This is a genomic window from Nitrospinota bacterium (assembly GCA_016235255.1).
Classification (GTDB): Bacteria; Nitrospinota_A; UBA7883; order UBA7883; family JACRLM01; genus JACRLM01.
The window spans coordinates 17,310-35,124 of record JACRLM010000040.1; the positions used below are offsets into that span (position 1 = coordinate 17,310).

The window sequence follows — 17,815 nt, forward strand, 5'->3', positions numbered from 1 at the left end:
ATTATTTCAGCGATTCCAAGTATGCCACCACGTCCGCCACCTCTTCCGGTTTTAAAACACCGGTGGTGATCGTGGGGGGCATCACCGTGTCCGCGTTGTCCACCCTCGCATCGGCCACTTTCTGATAGGTCCACTCGTGGCTACGGTCCACGCCCAGTTCCTTTTTGTATTTCACAAGCGACGGCCCGATGTTCCCGCACCCCTTGGCCCCGTCGGCGCAGTGGCAGGCCGCGCAATTGCCGATGTTCACGTCGGTGAAAATCTTGAATCCGTTGTCCCTGGCCCCTTTGTAGCCGGCCGGCTCGGAATATTTGGCGGCGGGCGCGGGTATGTCCGGGAACAGCTCCGTGTTTTTCATTTTCACCGCCTCGATCCCCAGCTTCACCTCTTTTTTGGCTTCCTTTTTCTCCTGGGCCATGGCGGCGCCTCCCAGGGCGGCCATGCATGCGATCACCGCCGCCAACGCAAACATTGATACTTTATTTCCCATTCCAACCCTCCTTTTCATTCCTTCGGCTTGAACCATTCATACCTCAGAAACTCCTGGAACGACGACTTTGAATATTTCCCGTCCCGCACATAGGCCAGCGCCGCCAGAAAATGCGGCTCCTCCCAATAACCAGGCAGCCGGAAGACCTCCGTTCCATCCTTGCCGTAAAACACCATCGTCGGGGTGTGCAGGGCCTTTTGCGCCTCGGCGAATTTCTTCTCTTCCCCGGCGGCCCCGGCAAAATCCACGGCCTCCCGCGACCCGAAAATGTTCACTTCCACCGGCCGGAAACTTTCCGTGATTATCTTCCTCACCTTCGGGGAGGACAACACGTTTTTCTCCAGCTTCTCGCAATATGGACAGCCTTCCTGCCAGAAATAGATCATCAGCGTTTTGCCATTCCCCGCGGCCGCCTTTAATTCATCCTGCATGACGCCGAAATGCGGCTCAAAAATCCCCGTGGAATATGGATCCGCGGCGAGGGACGGGGCGCCAGCCCCAAAAACCAACAAAACAGCGGCGATAAACGGCGAAAAGGGCGGCCTTCGCATACCCCAATCCTTACCTTGGCGCCAATTCAGCATAGTTTCCCCCCGCGCAACGGCGCCTTGAAAGCACGACTGGATGTCACGGGAATTTTGATCTGCCTCCAATGGATGCGCCAAAACCGATAATGATTCAGGAATTATGCGAAAACTTTTTTTCAGCGCGGAATCCCAGCGATTCTATCTCCGCCAGCGCCATTTTCGCCATTTCTTCGGCTTTCGGCCCGATAGTCTCGGTCAGCTCCATTTTGTACGACCTGATGTCCTCCGGCTTGACGCCGATTATCACCACGGACTTTGGCAGTTCGTCATTGATCTGGGCGATAGCCAGGCATTCGATAAGCCCTATGTCGTGGGCGGACATTTTTTTCGGCATGGCAAGCGTGAAATCCTCCGCCGTGTACCGGTACAACGATCCCGGCTCTCCAGGCCCGTTCACGGCGTCGAGCACGATCAAATGGTCCGCTTCCTCGATGAATGGGAGGAGGTTTAATCCCAGCGTCCCGCCGTCGTAGATTTGAACGTTGGGAGGAAATGAATATTCGGCCAGAAGTTTCTCCGCGACGCGCACCCCCACCCCCTCGTCGGACAGCAGGATGTTCCCGACGCCAAGGACGATTATCCGGGGAGAAGCTGTATTCATGCGTCCTCGCCTGGAAAAACAGGTTTTGCCTCGCGCTTTATCCGGTCCAGGGCGTCATTGACTTCCAGAGCCTGGGCCCAATGTTCCATGTAAGTCATGTCCAACGCTCCATATTGCACTTCATATACCCTCAGGGCGTCCGTGAACTGCTTTTCACTGCCGCCTGATTTCCTTGACCATGCAAGCTTCATTAAAATGGTGTCCTCCAGCCTGGACACCGGCATGTCCACGCCAAAAACATGAATGGTCTCTCTCCTTGAAAACCTGGACTTGTCGAAAGGATCTTCGGTCAAAATCCAGAAATCGGCTTTCTCTCCCGTTTCAACGTCCAGAAGGTTGAACATGCTTTTTTGGGCCACCGCCCTGATCACGCTGTCTTCATCCAGGTAATACCTTGGGCTCCGGAAAGCATTGCTCAGCGCGGCGGCGTTTTCACGGGTGATCATGACCACGGCGCCGATGTCATGAGTTGATCGTGGCTCCCCTTGCATGCTGGAAACAACCGCACCTGTAAGCATGAAAGGAATTCCAAGCCTGGCGAGAACGGCTGATATCTCCTTTACCAGTTCCTGTTGTGACACAAATCCAGCCTCTTCATAAGCAGACGCCTGAATTCATTCTCTCCCAGCCCGGGAAAGCGGCGGCGCAGGCCGGTTATGAACAATTGCCTGGAAAACTCCGAAAGTTCGAAAGCTTTGCTCAACTTTTCCTCCGGCGTCATCCTGCGCAGAGCGCGGATATACATCTCGTGATTGGGGCGCAGCTTTGGATCCATGAAAATATTATAACGCCATCGGGCAATTCTTGCCTACGCCGCCGTCTCTTCAGGTACACCATCGGCCCCCGCTCCCACAAGCCGCTCCAGGTTTTTCACAAGGCCGGAAAGCATCGTGGCCTGGTCGGCCAGCTCCTGCGCCGCCGCCGCCGACTGCTGGGCGTTGGATGCGCTTTGCTGGGTCACCTTGTCCATCTGCGACACGGCGATGTTCACCTGCCCCACCCCCTTGGCCTGTTCGTCGGAGGCGGTGGCGATGTCCGCCACAAGGTCGGTGACTTTCTTCACGCTCGCCACGATCCCGTCCAGCGCCTTGCCGGCATGCTCGGCTATCTGGTTTCCGTTGGCCGCTTTCTTCATGGCCGACGCGATCAGGGCCGCCGTGTCCCTCGCGGCGGAGGAGGACCTTCCCGCAAGGTTTCTAACCTCCTCGGCCACCACAGCGAATCCTTTCCCGTGCTCCCCCGCGCGCGCCGCCTCCACCGCCGCGTTGAGCGCCAGAAGATTCGTCTGGAACGCTATCTCCTCAATCACCTTTATTATCTTTCCGATCTCCTCGGAGGACTTGTTGATGTCCACCATTGAATCGATCATTTTCCTCATCGCATCGGCCCCGTTCTCGGCCGCCTTGCGGGCCTCGGTGGAAAGTTCTTTGGCCTGCTTGGCGCTGTCCGCGTTGCTGGCGGCCTGCGAGGCCATCTGCTCGAGCGCCGCGGAGGTCTCTTCCAAAGATGAAGCCTGCTCAGTCACCCCCTCGGCGAGCGACTGGCTGGCCGAGGATATCTGCGTGGAGGCGGAATGCACGCCCGACGAGCCCAAGGAAAGCTCCGTCGCTATGGCTGTGAGGGTCTTCTTTACCGACGAACACAGCCGCCACGCCACCACCACCGCCCCGGCAAAACCTGTCAATACGCCTATGGCGCCGAGCATGCGGCTATTATGCGCCTGGTTCTCCAGCGACGAAAGGCTCGCCGCCAGGTCCCCTCCTGTCTGGGCAACTATCTTGCTTACAGTCTCCCCCATTTTCTGGGCATACGGATCGAACTGCTCCATCATTTTGTTGCCGCTGTCTGGCCCACCCTCAATATAGGCCGCCGCCATTTTGCGCCCCATATCGTAGTATGCGTTAAATTCGGTGTCGGACTGTTTTAGAAAGTCCACCCACGGGGTCCCTTCGTAAAGCTTCTTAAGCTTGGCGGACTGTTCCTGATAGATTTTCGCGTAGTTGGCGGCCTCCTCATATCCGTCGTCCATCCCGTCCTTGCCCTGTGTGGCGGAAATGTCGGTAAGCCATTGCTGGACCTGCACCACCGCCATGCGAAGCTCGTTGGCCGCCTGGCGCCGTTCAATGTCCGCCGAAAGTGAATCGGCTGATTTAATCGTCTCGCCGCTGGTGAACACCATGTAGCCGCCGGCCGCAAGGACAAGCGTTATGAGCATGGCGAACCCGGCGTAAATCTTTGTGACTATGTTCATCTGGCGTCCCCCCAAGTCAAGTGATCATTTCCCCCAGGCCAAACTGCGCCTCGGCAATTTTAACTCTTTAAATTGGTTCCTGGCGAGAATTTAAATATCCAGCGATAAAAGTCAGGCTGATTTGGAGGCAAACGATGGCGAGAATTCGGCGGATAGCCTCCCGCCATCGGAATTTACTTCACGTCCCTGTACTTGTAGCCGCCCACGATGGCCGAAATGTGCCCGTCCCGCCAAATGATCGTCTTTATCACCTGGATGTAAACGTGCATGATTATCCCGGCGATAGTTATCCACAACATCAGGTGATGGACGTTGCGTACCGCCTGGTCGCTCCCGAATACCGGCACCACCCAGTCCGTGCCGAGATGGATCAGGCGCGACCACCAGTAATTTCCCGGCAATGCGTGGGCGTAAAGATGAAATCCGGTGACCAACTGGAGCACCATGAAAAGGTGGAGGCAAAGGAAGGTCAAGCCGTCCAGCGGGTCCACATGCCTGTAGAACGGCGGTTTTTTGAACGTCAGATAGCTTCGCGCTATCTGGATGGCCCCGATTATCCGGCTCGGGATTGGCAGCACCTCGAACCAGTCCCGGTGGTACATGCTGAAAAACGCCAGGTAGAACCGGAGCATTATGGAAATGTCCAGCGCCATGGCCGCGAAGAAATGGTAAACCCGGATGTCGGCCATGATAAACTGGTTATACGCCTCCCCGTGCCCGAACAGGGCCGTGGGATTGCCGATATAGTACCCGGTGGGCAGCAGCACCATCACCGAGAAAAACATCGTCCAGTGAAGAAGCCTGTTGGTGAAATTCCTTACATACACCAGATTCTTCTTCTGGGGATAAATACCTGCTCTTGCCATGTCCGATTCTCCGATAAATCCCCTTACGCCACCTTCGTCTCGTACACCTCGTTGCTCACCGGATCTATCACGTGGACAGAACAGGCCAGGCACGGATCGAACGAATGGACCGTCCGCAGTATCTCAAGCGGCCTTTTTGGATCTGCCACAGGCGTACCGATGAGCGCCTCTTCGATGGCCGATCGTTGCCCTTTTTGATCCCTTGGCGAGCCATTCCAGGTGGTGGGCACCACAAGCTGGTAATTCTTGATCTTGCCCCCTTCAATCTCCACCCAGTGCCCAAGCGCGCCTCGAGGAGCCTCCACCGTCCCGTAACCTTTGGCCGATGTGGGGTGTTCGTAGTCCGCGCAGGTCTCCAGATCTCCCCTCTTGACGTTCCCCACAAGCTCCATCACCCATTTTTCCATTTCGTCGCAGATAACCTTCGTCTCGATTGCCCTTGCCGCCGTACGGCCAAGCGTGGAGAACAACGCGCTGGCCGGAACCCCAAGCTTTTTTAATACCGCGCTGACGTTGTCCACAGTCGGCTTGTGCCCCGCCGAAAAGTTCACCAGCATCCGCGCCAGCGGGCCGACTTCCATCGCCTTGCCGTCATACCTTGGGGTCTTCAGCCACGAATACTTGCCGTCCGCCTTGGCGGTCTCTATTCCGGTGAACCATGGGTCCGTTTCACCCACCGATGGATGCAACGGCCCGTTTTTAGCGTACTTGTACCAGGAGTGCGTCACGTCTTCGGTGATCTTGCCCACATCGGTGGGCAATGCCTTGGATATGTCCCGCTCGCTGACGTGCCCTCTGGGGAACCACTGGGTCTCAGGCCCGCCGGTCTTCATCGGATAATCGCCATACGCCAGGTAATTCTTCAACCCGCCGCCGATCCCGGCCCAATCAAGATAGAACGGGGCAACCGCCAGCACATCGGGTATGTACACGTTGTCTATGAAATCCTTCACCTCCTTCAACAGGTAAAGGAACTGGCCTATCCTGTCCGGGTTCAGATCCGCCACGCAGGTCACTCCGCCCACGGTCATCGTCTGGATATGTGGATTCTTGGCTCCGAATATGGCGTGCATCTGCCGCGCCTTGTTCTGGAGCTTCAATGCGTCCAGATAGTGCGACACCGCCATAAGGTTTGCCTCCGGCGGCAGTTTCATCGCCGGATGGCCCCAGTAACCGTTGGTGAAAGGCCCAAGCTGGCCCCCATCGACAAACTTCTTTAGCTTGTCCTGCGTGTTCTTAAAGTCCCCCGGCCCGCTTTTGGGCGAGTTGGGATTGGTGGACTGCGCAAGTTCGGATGTCTTCTTCGGATCGGCCCTGAGCGCCGATACCACGTCCACCCAGTCGAGAGCGTGCAGATGATAGAAATGCACAGGATGGTCGTGGATCATCTGGGTGCCAAGTATCAGGTTTCTTATGATACGGGCGTTCTCCGGGATCGTTATGTTAAGGGCGTTTTCCACCGCCCGCACGGAAGTGATTGCGTGCACCGTGGTGCACACGCCGCAAACGCGCTGGGTGATGTACCATGCGTCCCGCGGGTCCCTTCCTTTCAAAAACACCTCGAATCCGCGCCACATCGTGCCGGAACTCCACGCGTCCTTTACTTTGCCCCCCTCCACCTCTATCTCGATGCGAAGATGCCCCTCAATCCTGGTGATGGGGTCTATTACTGTTCTCTCGCCCATGGTCTTATTCTCCCTCCTTCTTGTCCGTTTCGCCTATTTTGTGGCGGTTGGCGAAAGTGTACGCGGCATGGACGGCGGCGCCGGCGGCGGCGGCCCCCACCAGCGTGAAGCCCACCTTGTCGGCGGTGGCTTCCACTCCCGGCACGTGGATGTTGGGCAGGCGCTCGTAGAACGGCTGCATTGTGTCCCAGAAATCCGGCTCCGAGCAGCCGACGCATCCGTGGCCCCCCTTGATCGGCCAGCTTGTGCCGTCGTTATACTCCACAAGCGAGCAGTTATGGTATGTCTGCGGCCCTTTGCACCCCATCTTGTAAAGGCACCAGTTCTTTTTCGCCCCATCGTCGCCGAACCTTTCCACATACTGCCCGGCGTCAAAATGCGCCCGGCGGGGGCAATGGTCGTGAATGCGCTTTGCGAACGCGAAAAGCGGCCGGCCGTGCCTGTCGGTCTTTGGCAGCGACCCAAGGAGCAGGTAGTTGACTATGGTCGCCACAGAGTTGATCGCGTTGTGCGGGCAGCCGGGTATGTTGATGGTCGGGATTCCCAGCGCGTCCCCCACTCCCACGGCGCCTGTCGGATTTGGCCGCTGGGCCTGGACGCCGCCGAATGAGGCGCAGGTGCCCACGCAAATCACGGCCGCCGCCCCCGCTGTCACCTCCTTGGCCAGATCGTAAGCGGTTTTCCCGCCTATGGTGCAGAATGCGCCAGGCTTGCCCCCCGGTCCGGGGGGAGTCCCCATCGGTATGGCCCCTTCGACAATCACAAGGTACTTCCCCTTGTTGTCAGCCATCGCTTTTTTAAGCGCATCCTCCGCCTGTGTCCCCGAGGCGGCCATGATCGTCTCCTGATAGTCCACCGAAAGGATGTTGAGCACAAGCTCCTCCACCGAAGGATAGCTTGAGCACAGGAAAGCTTCCGAATCGCCGGTGCATTCCTGGAAATGAAGCCAGATTACCGATGGTTTTTTGGCCGCCCCCTCCACCGCCTCGGCTATCCTGGGGACGAACGCCGGCGAAAGCCCCAGCGTGGCGGCGATGGTGGCGCAAAATCCCATGAACTCGCGCCGGTCGACCCCCTTTAGCGTCTTGATCTTCTCGTCCGGCTCAAGGCCGGTAAGTCCAGAACGTGTGCGGCACATATAACCCCCTCTTCCCATTAATTTTTGTCCAGCCCACCGCGTTTTTAGCGGGCGGCGGGAAATATATTTGCGGTCTTGCGGAAAAAAAACGGACTATCCGCTGGATTCCTCCTCTTTTTGACCCGGCCCTTCCGGCATTTCGGTGGACGCTTTGTCCAAAACCTCCATGGATGGGATTTTTTCATGCTCAATCCCGTAAATGTCCGCGAAATGCCCCAATTCCTTGTATGGGAACACTTTGTAACCGGCGATTATGGAGGCTATATCAGCCTCGGTGAACACGCTGTTCTTCCATATCTGGGTGTACACATGGATGACCACCAGAAACATCAGCGCGTACAAAGTAAGATGATGGATCATGCGCACGGCCTGCTGTCCGCCGAGAGCGTCTTCTGGCGAGTGGATCAGTCCAAAGCCCCATATCGCGGGGTTGGCCCCGTGGGAATACATGATGATCCCGGTTATCACCTGGATCAGGATCAGAAGCGAAATCATGAAAATACCAAGCCCGCCAAGGGGATTGACAAACCTGTAATGGGCGTGTTCGCCGCGAAGCGTCAGATAGAATATGGCCAGTTTTACGGCGGCCACGATGTTCTTCGGGGTAGGCAGGAACTGCCATATGTCCCTGTTGCATGACGGTGTGAATGCCAGGTAGAACCTGGTGAAAACGGACGCTATCATGAAACAGGCGGCAAGGAAATGGTACATCCGGACATTGGCCATGGAAAAAGCCTGCCAGGCCTCCCCCTTGCCAAAATAATATTCCGGATCCGCGATATACAATCCGGTGATGACCAGAATGACCACTGAAAGGAACAGTATCCAGTGCAGGACACACGCGAGCACAGACCTTGTCTGGACGACAAGGTATATCTCGCCTGTATCATCCCCCCGTTTCGCGGCCGTTGCCATAGAACACCCTCTTTTGGCGCACACGAAAGACCCAAGACGGGAAAAACCGTTAATGGTTCACCATTGCGGCTGTTTCCCTAAAGACGACGGCAATCAAAAAGTATCGGGCGGACGGACGCTTGATTGCTCAAGAGCCGCAAAACCGCCTGACTTCAAGATAACGCCCCTCCCTGGTCGAGGTTAACTTTTATTTACTCCTCATTAGGAAAAGTGTCAACATAAAACCTATACATGCGGGCATAATGAATCTTCAACGCGAGTTTATCCGCGGGTTCAAGCCGTATTTTGGAGCCATCTGTCATGGGGTGGAAACGATGATTTTTCACCGTTTTTTTAATTATCATCACCGGCTGGTTATACATTAGAATACGTCCAAGACGCGATGCGCTGTAAAGCTGGCTCATGCGCGGTGGCCGCGGAACTTTTCATCGTTGAACAATTAGGAGAGCTGAACATGAAAAAATGGAAATGCAAAGTGTGCGGTTATGTCCACACTGGGGCCGAGGCTCCGGACGTGTGCCCGGTATGCTACGCCGAGAAAAGCAAGTTCGAGGAAACCGCTGGCGCGGGAACGATGGACCTGGCGGCGTACCTGGAGGCCAACATAAAGGGGGAGACATGGGAAGTCACCCATTACATGGCCATGGCGCTCAAGGCGCAGACCATAGGCCTGCCGGAAGTGGCGGAGGCCATATACCGCATCGCGGGCGAGGAGGCATATCACGGGGCCAACTTCATCCAGCGCGGCAGCAAGGTGGCTGGCCTGAAGTCAAAACTTGATTCTTCCAACACCATCGCCGACGACCTTAAAAAGGACATCGAGATGATGCTGGCAGGCGAGCGTGGCGCCCACAAGGGGAAGAACGAGGCGGCCTCTTTGGCCAAGGCCGAAGGGCTCGACGAGCTTGCCGGATTCTTCAAGATCGCCGCGGAGGACGAGGCCCGTCACGCGAAGATGCTGGAAGGGCTTCTGAAAAAGTATTTCTCCTGATCCGTTATTAAATACCGGCCGCTTCGCTTTTCACGGCGGGGCGGCTTTTTTCAGGCTTATATCATGAATGACACTATTGACAGTATTTACAAGAAAATCAGGGAGCTTGAGGACCAGATCGAGGCCGCCCTGAACCGCGCCGAGCAGGAATTACATTACACCATCGAGCGCAAAAAGATACTGTTCGAAAAAGGGGTGGTCGAATTCCACAGGCGCCTGAAAAATCCCTTGATCAAGTTCATCCGGAACGCGGACGTGCTCCATATTGTCACCGCTCCGGTAATATACAGCCTGATTGTGCCATTCGCCTTTCTGGACCTGATGGCCACCATGTACCAATGGATATGCTTCCCGGTGTACGGGATTAAAAAAGTGCCAAGGGAAGATTTCATAGTGCTCGACCACCATCACCTGGCCTACCTTAACATCATCGAAAAACTTAATTGCGTGTATTGCGGCTACGCCAACGGGGTGGCCGGATATGTGCGGGAGATCGGGGCGCGCACGGAGCGCTACTGGTGCCCCATCAAGCACGCCAAACGGATACACGAGCCCCACGCCTATTATCACGACTTTGTTAAGTACGGCGACGCGGAGCAATACCGCCGCAGGCTCAGGAAGATCGAAAAGGAGCTGAACGGCAGGGAAAAGCCGGGGGGAGCGGGTTAGAGGAGCGGTTTTTCTTGATCCCGGCGCAAGTCACCGATCATCTTTTTTACTGTTTCACTCAATGGAACCAATCTGTTGGCGATTATCCAAAACACGGCCTCCGCGTCTATATCGAAATAATGATGGACTATAATGTCCCTGAATCCTATCGCACCTTTCCAGTCAATTTCCGGGTATCCCGAAAGTAACTTGCCGCCGCTTATTTTATCGGCATGTTTCAATGCCTCACCAGCGGCGGCGAACAACATGCAAACGCCGTCAAGTTTCTCCTTTCCGGATGGAGAATCGGTAAAATCACTGGCGCTGAGGATATTATCTGTGCGGCATCTTATGGTCTCAAGGGCATCATCAATTTGATCGAGGATAGAAAGCGCCAGCTCCGCGTCAAACATATACGCCGTCTTTTTCTATGCGTTTTCTAAGGTGGGGATTCATGCGCTCCCGCACCCGGACTATATCAACTCGCTTTCCAACCAGCTCTTCAATGTCCGTCCTGATATGCGCCAGCGCGAACGCGTCCGGGGTGGCGGTCTTGACGCATATGTCCACATCGCTGTCGTCCGTGGCCTCATTCCTGGCCGAGGAGCCGAACACGCCTATCTCGATAATGCCGTATTTGGCGGCGTATTTTTTTTTATAATCACGCAATAAGGCCAGAACGTCATCCCTTCCCATCGGCTCCCCCGCGTAAACTAAAATCGTGATCGCGCACGGCGATCCATGATTTCCGATACGATATAAATATAACAGAATTGCGGCGCCGCCGGATTCACTCCTGCGCCGCAACTTCCGGCCCGGGGCTGACGGACAGGGCTCCCCCTTTTTCCATCCACATGAATCCGCCGTGGGGCTGGCTTATTTTCCCTTCGTGGAACAAGAATTCGAACACCTCGTCCGCCACGTCCGCCGGGACGGCCACAGTCACAAGGTCTTTCTCGATCTGGGTTCCCTTGCGCCTCTGGCCGCTGACGCCGGCGCCCCTTGCGTGGTGGACGAATGCGGCCGTCACCCCTTTTTCCTTGATAAGCGCATCCAGCAGCGGCCTTCCCGCGCCAACCGCCACGGCGCATGTGATGATCCTGCTTTCTTTCGTCCCGCCCACGGTCCTAGCCCCGTTTGTTCCCGGCCACGCGTTCTTCGATTATCTCCGGCGGGATGTATGTGGCGGCCTTTTCCAGCGGGGTCATGTACATAAAGCCCATCCCCGGCGTGTCCAGCTTGCCGGCTATCAGCATCTTTTCGAATACCCTGTCCGCCTGGTCCCGGGACACGGCTATGGTGATCACTTCCTTTTCCGCGTCCACCGCCACGCCCAGAAGCCCCAGCCGCTCCCTGATCCCATACCCGCGCGCGTAGAACACCGTGGAACCCTGCGCCCCCCCCTTGAGCGCGGCGTTCACCACTTCGTCGGCCATGCCGCGCTGCACCACGCACGTGATCAGCGCCACGTCCGTGAGCACGATCATCCGTTTTTCCTCTTCCTTTTTTCCGCTGATCACCCCTGGTGGCTCCTCTTGATCTTCCATTGTATCCATATCCCCGTGGCCAGCACGAAGATTATCGGCGCCAGCGACGCGATGGTCAATATCCCGAATCCGTCCGCCGCGTGCGCCGCCTGTGCGAACCCCAGCCCGATGGCCAGGATCAGCGGCACGGTGACCGGGCCGGTGGTCACCGCCGCGCTGTCCCACGCCACGTTTACGAACTCCTCCGTGGACATGGCCGTCAGGACAAGGGCAAGAATATAGCCGGGTATGAGTATATAGGCCAGTGGTATGTCCATTATTATCTTCAGCAATCCCAGCGCGGCGCCCGATCCACCGCCCAGGGAGACCGCGGAGATGAGGAATTTCTTGGTGTATGCGCCGTTTGTCAGGTTCTGCACCGTCTCCCCCATGGCGGCCAGCGCCGGTTCGGCGAAGGTTGCCCCAAAGCCAAGGCACCCGGCGAAAAGCACGGCAACCGCCACGCCAACGGCATATGGGAACAGCGGCGATTCGGGCGAAGCTTCCACCCTGGCGAAAGCCGCCGGGGCCAGCCCGCCGGTCTGCGCGCCGATCTTGGAAAGGCCGTATGAAAGCCCGATGTTGAAAAGGATCATCCCCGCCGCCGCGATGACCACCCCATATGCGATCACGTCCGGCTTTTTGATCCGCTCACGCAACAACACAACGAGGATGAAAATCAAAAGCAGCACCAGCGGGATCACCGCCTGGAGGCCGGTGATTATCTCGACGCTCGGCGATGTCTCGCTCCACTTGGGCTCCGCCGCCAATTCTCCCGCTTTGGACGCGGCTTCACTTAGCATAACGTCCACCGGAGTGCGTGACGCTATATAAATGGCCAGGGACGACACCCCGATGACCGGGTACAGCGAAGCGAGCGTCACGATGCCAAAACCTGCAAGGGGCGCGTCCCCCCTCCCGGCCGAAGAGGCGATGCCGATCCCCAGCGCCAGCACGATGGGCACCGTAACCGGGCCGGTGGTTATCGCGCCGCAATCCCAGGCGAAACCAAGCACCCCGGCAAAGCGTGGGTCCCACACAAGATACCCGGCCAGGGAGAGGGCCAACGTCAACGTCACGTAGATAAGTGGTTTCAGGCTCCATCCGTAAACGAACCTGGCCGAGCCGAGCACAGCGGAGAAACCGACCCCCGCGCCGATAAGCCACACCATCACCCCCTGCCATCCGTTGAGAAGGGCGTAAAGGTATGGGGCATTCTCCGCCTTGACGAAGCTTCCGGCGATTTTCAGGGCGCCGATGGCCGGTTCGGCGAAAGTGACGCTTATGCCGAGAATGAACGTCACGGCAAGCAGCCCCGGCAGGGGGAACTTGGATGGAAGCGCGTCCCCGATGTTCTCCCCGATTGGCATGAGCGCCGTGCGTATCCCTTCCATGAACATCATCAGGCCCGCCATCACCGCGAAGAATCCTGCGGCTATGGTCCACGGGTCAGCCACCCCAGCCCGCAACACCATTATCTGGAACAGCGCCAGGTACACGGCCAGCGGCGTGACGGTTCTGAACTGATCCTTGAACCTCACGCCGACATATGGCCGGAGGATATGGAAAATGTTTTTAAGCGACGGGCGGAGCATCTTGGGCTCGTACGGGATTTCGGCTCCGCGCTCGTCAAACTTGGGTTTCGGGGTAAGGTCGTTGTAGCTTACCCGAAGGTGGCGGACGGAGGCTCTCCCGACGAAATCGCCGTACCGGATGGATTTTAGCTTATCGGTCATTTATCCCCTGAACAACCAATTTTAAAACGCTTTATTATAGACAAAATCGGAAAGGGAAGAAGGGGAATATATTGTTTTGGGGTAGGGGCAGGTTTCAAACCTGCCCTGCATGGACGTGATGATGTATCATAAGCGTGTCATATGCGCTCGCAAGGAGAAAAAAGTGAAATCGGGAAAAAAGAAAAAATACAAACTCGCCAAACTTCTTTTCCGAATTACGAAATGTAATATGCATCGCGAAATTGACTTTGGCGGCCCTTTGGGCAATGAAGAGTGGTGAAACTGTTATTCAAAGTCCATCTGGTAGCTTATCACCCCCTCGGTAAGGTGGCTTTTCATCTTCATTCCGCTTCCGTTGAAAACGTTCTGCATCGCCCTGTTCTCCTTTAACACCTCGGCGGTGAAACCCTTGATGCCGTTGCGCCGCGCGATGCCGGTGAGGTAACGCAGCATGAACTTGCCGATCCCCTTGTTCTGCCAGTCGTCCCGCACGATGAAGGCCGCCTCGGCCCGGTTGGTCTTCGGTTCCAGGTAATAGCGCCCGATGGCGATGATCTGCTCCCCCCCCGCCTCCGGCACCGCCCCCACTATCGCCACGTCGTGCCGATGGTCTATGTACACGAAGCTTTGCGACTGTTTGTGGGGGATGCGCTTCATGTGGGTCATGTAGCGGTAGTAGATCGTCTCCTGCGAAAGGGCGTAAAACATCTCCTTTGTCAGCGGCTCGTCCGTCGGGCGGATGGAGCGGAAGTTTATCTGGGCGCCGCTGTCCAGAAGAAGTGTGGTGCTAAGGTCGTCGGGCGCCACGAGGACGTTTCCGTTCACGTCCGCCATGTCCGGCCGCACGTACTTAAGCTCGATGGCCTCTTTCAAAAGCTGCGCCCGGTAGTCCGGATGGGCCACGCATATGAGCGCCATGGCGCGCTCCTGTATGCTTTTGCCGTGCAGGTACGCCACGCCATACTCGGTGACAACGTAATGAACCCCGCCCCGGGATGTCACCACCCCCGCCCCGGGCGAAAGCTGGCTTTTTACCCGTGATATGGTCTCGTTTTTCGCCGTGGAAGGCAGCGCGATGATGGCCTTGCCGCCGTGGGAACGGGCCGCGCCCCGGTTAAAGTCCACCTGCCCGCCGATACCCGAATAAAAATGGGAGCCTATGGAGTCCGCGCACACCTGCCCCGTCAGGTCCACCTCCAGCGCCATGTTCACCGCCACCATCTTGTGGCTCTGGCCGATCACATACGAATCGTTCACATACTCGGTGGGGTGGAAGGCGAATGCCGGGTTGTTGTCTATATAATCGTACAGCCGCTTCGTGCCGACGCAGAAGCTTGCCACCACCTTGCCTTTGTCCAGCGACTTTTGCGAACCTGTCACAGCGCCGGACTCGATAAGGTCTATGATCCGCTCCGTGAACATCTCCGTGTGGATGCCAAGGTCCCGCTTTTCCTTTAAAAACTCCAGCGTGGCCTGGGGGATGCGGCCGATGCCAAGCTCCACGGTGGAGCCGTCGTCTATCAGAGAGGAAATATGCTCGCCGATTTTGCGGGTGACCTCCGTGATCTCCACCGGCCTTACCTCCAGCACAGGGCCGTCCACCGGGACGAGTATGTCCAGGTCGTAAACGCTCATTATGCTGTTGCCAAGCGTGCGGGGCATGCGCGGATTGACCTGCGCTATCACCAGCGCCGCGTTTTCCGCCGCGCTCTTTACTATGTCCACGGAGACCCCCAGGCTCACCATCCCACGCTCGTCCGGCGGGGAGACGTGGATGAGCGCCGCGTCCAGCTTCAACTGGCCGGTGTTGAACAGCCGGGGGATGTCCGAAAGGAAAATCGGCGTATAGTTGCCAAGGCCCTCCTGGATTATTTCCCGGACGTTGTCGCCGATGAAAAAGCTGTTGACGGTGAAATAGTCGGCCAGTTCACGCCTCGCGTACGGCGCGTCGCCGAATGTGAGGATGCTTACAAGCTCCACGTCCGCCAGTTCCCCGTGCCGGGCGGTGAGTGCCTTCACCAGTTCCACAGGCTCCCCGCATCCGGAGCCGATGAACACCCTATGCCCCGGCTTGATCCGCGAGACCGCCTGGGCCGGCGTCTGCACCATGTCGGCGTATTTTTCGCGCCACGCAGTGTCGTAGCTTGTTTTCTTTTCGCTCATGGCTTGTGGTCCAGCGTGATGGTCATCCGGGCGTCGGCCACAACCGGTTCGCTGCCAGCCTCGCCGACGATGAACGGATTTATGTCAAGTTCGGCGATCTGGGGAAAATCTGTGGCAAGCTGGCTGATCCGTTGCAATCCGTCCGCGATTGCCGCAAGGTCCACCGGCTTTTGCCCCCGCGCCCCTTTCAACAAAGCGTACGACCGCGTACTCATCAGCATGGCCATCGCCTCGTCGGCGGTGACGGGGGCGATATAGAAGGTCACGTCCTTCATCACCTCCACGAATATTCCGCCAAGGCCGAACATCAGCATGGGGCCGAACTGCGGATCCCGCGTCATGCCGATTATCACCTCGCGCCCCCTTGTGGACATGCGCTCCACATACACACCTTCCACCATCGCCTCAGGCATGCGCCTTTTCACACGCACCATCATAAGGTCGAAAGCGTCCCGCACCGAGTCGGCGCTGGCAAGCCCCAGCCGCACCCCGCCAAACTCCGATTTATGGATGATGTCCGGCGATGCGATCTTCATCGCCACCGGATAGCCAACCCTGTCGGCAACGTCCACAGCCTCGTCCGGTGTGGCGGCCAAAAAACCTGGCGGAACGTTGAATCCGCATGCGCGCAGTATCTCCTTTGCCTTCACCTCGCCGATCTGAAGCCTTTTGAGCCTTTCGTGATGGCTGATGATCCGCTCCACCCGCCTGCGGTTCACGGGAAAGCGGGTGACTATCCTCGGCGGTCTGTGTCGCCACTGGGCGTAATCGTACATCGCCTTTAGCGCGGCCACGGCCCGCTCCGGCGAAGGATAGTCCGGCAGGTTTGCGGCGGCCAGTTCGTCCCGGCCCGGCATCACGTCTTCCCCCCCCATGAAGGAGGCGAGGATAGGCTTTGTCCCCCGTACGCACCGGGCGATGGCCAATGCCGTCTCTTTCGCCTTGGTCATGGCCTGGGGGGTGAGGATAACGATTATCGCGTCCACCGTGTCGTCGTCCTGGGCGGCGTTTAGCGCCAGGGCATAGCGCTCCGGGTCCGCGTCCCCCAGCACGTCTATGGGGTTGCCGATGCTGGCCGCGGCGGGGAGCTTGCAACTTAGCGCCTCGGCGGTGTCTATGGCCAGGGTTGTCACCTTCATCCCCGATTTTTCCACCGCGTCCGCCGCCATGATGCCCGGCCCACCCGCGTTTGTGATTATCGCCACCCGGTTCCCCCTTGGGACAGGCTGCATGGCGAACGCCGTGGAAAAATCGAATAGCGATTCGAACGTTTCGGCGCGGATAACACCCGATCTGCGGAACGCCGCGCCATACGCCATGTCCGCCCCCGCGAGACTCCCCGTGTGGGACGAGGCGGCCTTCACGCCGGCCTTTGTCGTCCCAACCTTGAGGATCACCACGGGCTTTATCCCAGCGGCCTCCTCCGCCACTTTTATGAACTCGTCACCGTTGGTGATGTTCTCCAGGTAACCCATTATCACTTTCGTGCCGTCGTCCTTGGCGAAAGCGCGCAAAAAGTCGCTCTCGTCCAGGTCCGCCTTGTTGCCGATGCTCACCATCTTCGCAAGCCCGATGTGCCGCGCGGCGGCCCAGTCCAGAATCGCGGTGCAAAGTGCGCCCGACTGGGAGATTACGGATATGGAGCCGGAAGGAGGAGTTTTTTTGGCGAAAGAAGCGTTAAGGTTGTGGTGGGTGTTGATAAGCCCCAGGCAGTTCGGCCCCATCATGCGCACGTTGGCGGCGGCGCATACGCGGGCCACCTCCTTTTCCATCTCCGCCCCGTCGCGGCCGGTCTCCTTGAATCCGGCGGTGATCACCACGATGGCCTTCGCGCCGGCCTTTATCAGGCTTTCCACCGCCGCCTTCACGGCCGGTGTCGGCACCGCGACCACCCCCATCTCCACCGGCTGGCCGTATGTCTTAAGGTCGGGGAAACATTTTACGCCAAGGATTTCACTTGCGGTGGGGTTGATGGGGACGATGGCGCCGGTGAACCCGGCCTGTATTATATTGTTTAGCGTCTCATAGCCCACCTTGCCCGGGCTTTTGGAGGCGCCGATCACCGCCACAGACTTTGGATACAAAAGCGCTTCAAGCATGCCGTCCACCACTCCTTAAAGAAGAGTTTCGTTCCCCCGGCGCTCTTTGGGCTTATGCCTGTTTTTAATATAACCCAATTTGCGGAAAATGGAGGGGCTAATTTAAATTTGACCGGCCG

The 17,815-nt window shown here is 57.6% G+C and carries 18 protein-coding genes; 2 read left to right on the forward strand and 16 right to left on the reverse strand.

Going from position 1 to position 17,815, the window contains the following annotated elements; translation table 11 throughout:
• Window position 1 precedes the first annotated feature (1 nt).
• From soxX to cybH (HZB29_05370), 9 genes are all read right to left on the reverse strand, one after another.
• Complete coding sequence (gene soxX / locus HZB29_05330) at window positions 2–490, reverse strand: sulfur oxidation c-type cytochrome SoxX (protein ID MBI5815013.1); 489 nt, start codon at window positions 488–490, stop codon at window positions 2–4.
• 14 nt (window positions 491–504) lie between these two features.
• Entirely contained in the window at window positions 505–1,041 is a 537-nt protein-coding gene (locus HZB29_05335) for a thioredoxin fold domain-containing protein (GenBank protein ID MBI5815014.1), read from the reverse strand.
• A 127-nt stretch (window positions 1,042–1,168) separates the two neighbouring features.
• Entirely contained in the window at window positions 1,169–1,678 is a 510-nt protein-coding gene (locus HZB29_05340; protein ID MBI5815015.1) for a HyaD/HybD family hydrogenase maturation endopeptidase, read from the reverse strand.
• Window positions 1,675–2,259, reverse strand: coding sequence for a hypothetical protein (locus tag HZB29_05345; GenBank protein MBI5815016.1), 585 nt, complete (start codon window positions 2,257–2,259; stop codon window positions 1,675–1,677). Before HZB29_05345 ends, HZB29_05340 begins: the two co-directional genes overlap by 4 nt.
• Before the next feature lie 227 nt (window positions 2,260–2,486).
• On the reverse strand, window positions 2,487–3,929 hold the full coding sequence (locus tag HZB29_05350; GenBank protein MBI5815017.1) for a hypothetical protein: 1,443 nt from the start codon (window positions 3,927–3,929) through the stop codon (window positions 2,487–2,489).
• Window positions 3,930–4,102: 173 nt separating this feature from the next.
• Window positions 4,103–4,795, reverse strand: coding sequence for a Ni/Fe-hydrogenase, b-type cytochrome subunit (cybH, locus tag HZB29_05355; protein ID MBI5815018.1), 693 nt, complete (start codon window positions 4,793–4,795; stop codon window positions 4,103–4,105).
• A 23-nt stretch (window positions 4,796–4,818) separates the two neighbouring features.
• A complete protein-coding gene (locus HZB29_05360; protein ID MBI5815019.1) occupies window positions 4,819–6,480 on the reverse strand; it encodes a nickel-dependent hydrogenase large subunit in 1,662 nt (553 codons plus the stop codon).
• A gap of 4 nt (window positions 6,481–6,484) precedes the next feature.
• Entirely contained in the window at window positions 6,485–7,618 is a 1,134-nt protein-coding gene (locus HZB29_05365; protein ID MBI5815020.1) for a hydrogenase small subunit, read from the reverse strand.
• Between the two features lie 93 nt (window positions 7,619–7,711).
• Window positions 7,712–8,533: a Ni/Fe-hydrogenase, b-type cytochrome subunit gene (gene cybH / locus HZB29_05370; GenBank protein MBI5815021.1), complete on the reverse strand. Its 822-nt coding sequence runs from the start codon at window positions 8,531–8,533 to the stop codon at window positions 7,712–7,714.
• 454 nt (window positions 8,534–8,987) lie between these two features.
• On the opposite strand from cybH (HZB29_05370), the gene HZB29_05375 reads away from it, so the two are divergent.
• Window positions 8,988–9,524: an NADH peroxidase gene (locus tag HZB29_05375; GenBank protein MBI5815022.1), complete on the forward strand. Its 537-nt coding sequence runs from the start codon at window positions 8,988–8,990 to the stop codon at window positions 9,522–9,524.
• Window positions 9,525–9,587: 63 nt separating this feature from the next.
• On the forward strand, window positions 9,588–10,193 hold the full coding sequence (locus HZB29_05380; GenBank protein ID MBI5815023.1) for a hypothetical protein: 606 nt from the start codon (window positions 9,588–9,590) through the stop codon (window positions 10,191–10,193).
• Here HZB29_05380 and HZB29_05385 read toward each other — a convergent pair.
• From HZB29_05385 to HZB29_05415, 7 genes are all read right to left on the reverse strand, one after another.
• Window positions 10,190–10,585 carry a DUF86 domain-containing protein gene (locus HZB29_05385; protein MBI5815024.1) on the reverse strand — a complete coding sequence of 132 codons (396 nt, stop codon included), beginning with the start codon at window positions 10,583–10,585 and terminating at the stop codon, window positions 10,190–10,192. The two genes, HZB29_05380 and HZB29_05385, sit on opposite strands and share 4 nt — an antisense overlap.
• Complete coding sequence (locus HZB29_05390) at window positions 10,578–10,868, reverse strand: nucleotidyltransferase domain-containing protein (protein ID MBI5815025.1); 291 nt, start codon at window positions 10,866–10,868, stop codon at window positions 10,578–10,580. Before HZB29_05390 ends, HZB29_05385 begins: the two co-directional genes overlap by 8 nt.
• Before the next feature lie 94 nt (window positions 10,869–10,962).
• Window positions 10,963–11,295 carry a hypothetical protein gene (locus HZB29_05395; GenBank protein ID MBI5815026.1) on the reverse strand — a complete coding sequence of 111 codons (333 nt, stop codon included), beginning with the start codon at window positions 11,293–11,295 and terminating at the stop codon, window positions 10,963–10,965.
• Between the two features lie 4 nt (window positions 11,296–11,299).
• Window positions 11,300–11,719 (reverse strand): P-II family nitrogen regulator, encoded by a 420-nt coding sequence (locus HZB29_05400; protein MBI5815027.1) that lies wholly within the window; start codon window positions 11,717–11,719, stop codon window positions 11,300–11,302.
• Window positions 11,689–13,434, reverse strand: coding sequence for a DUF1538 domain-containing protein (locus HZB29_05405; protein MBI5815028.1), 1,746 nt, complete (start codon window positions 13,432–13,434; stop codon window positions 11,689–11,691). Before HZB29_05405 ends, HZB29_05400 begins: the two co-directional genes overlap by 31 nt.
• 285 nt (window positions 13,435–13,719) lie before the next feature.
• Entirely contained in the window at window positions 13,720–15,597 is a 1,878-nt protein-coding gene (locus tag HZB29_05410; GenBank protein MBI5815029.1) for a GNAT family N-acetyltransferase, read from the reverse strand.
• Window positions 15,594–17,696 (reverse strand): acetate--CoA ligase family protein, encoded by a 2,103-nt coding sequence (locus tag HZB29_05415; GenBank protein ID MBI5815030.1) that lies wholly within the window; start codon window positions 17,694–17,696, stop codon window positions 15,594–15,596. Before HZB29_05415 ends, HZB29_05410 begins: the two co-directional genes overlap by 4 nt.
• Window positions 17,697–17,815 lie beyond the last annotated feature (119 nt).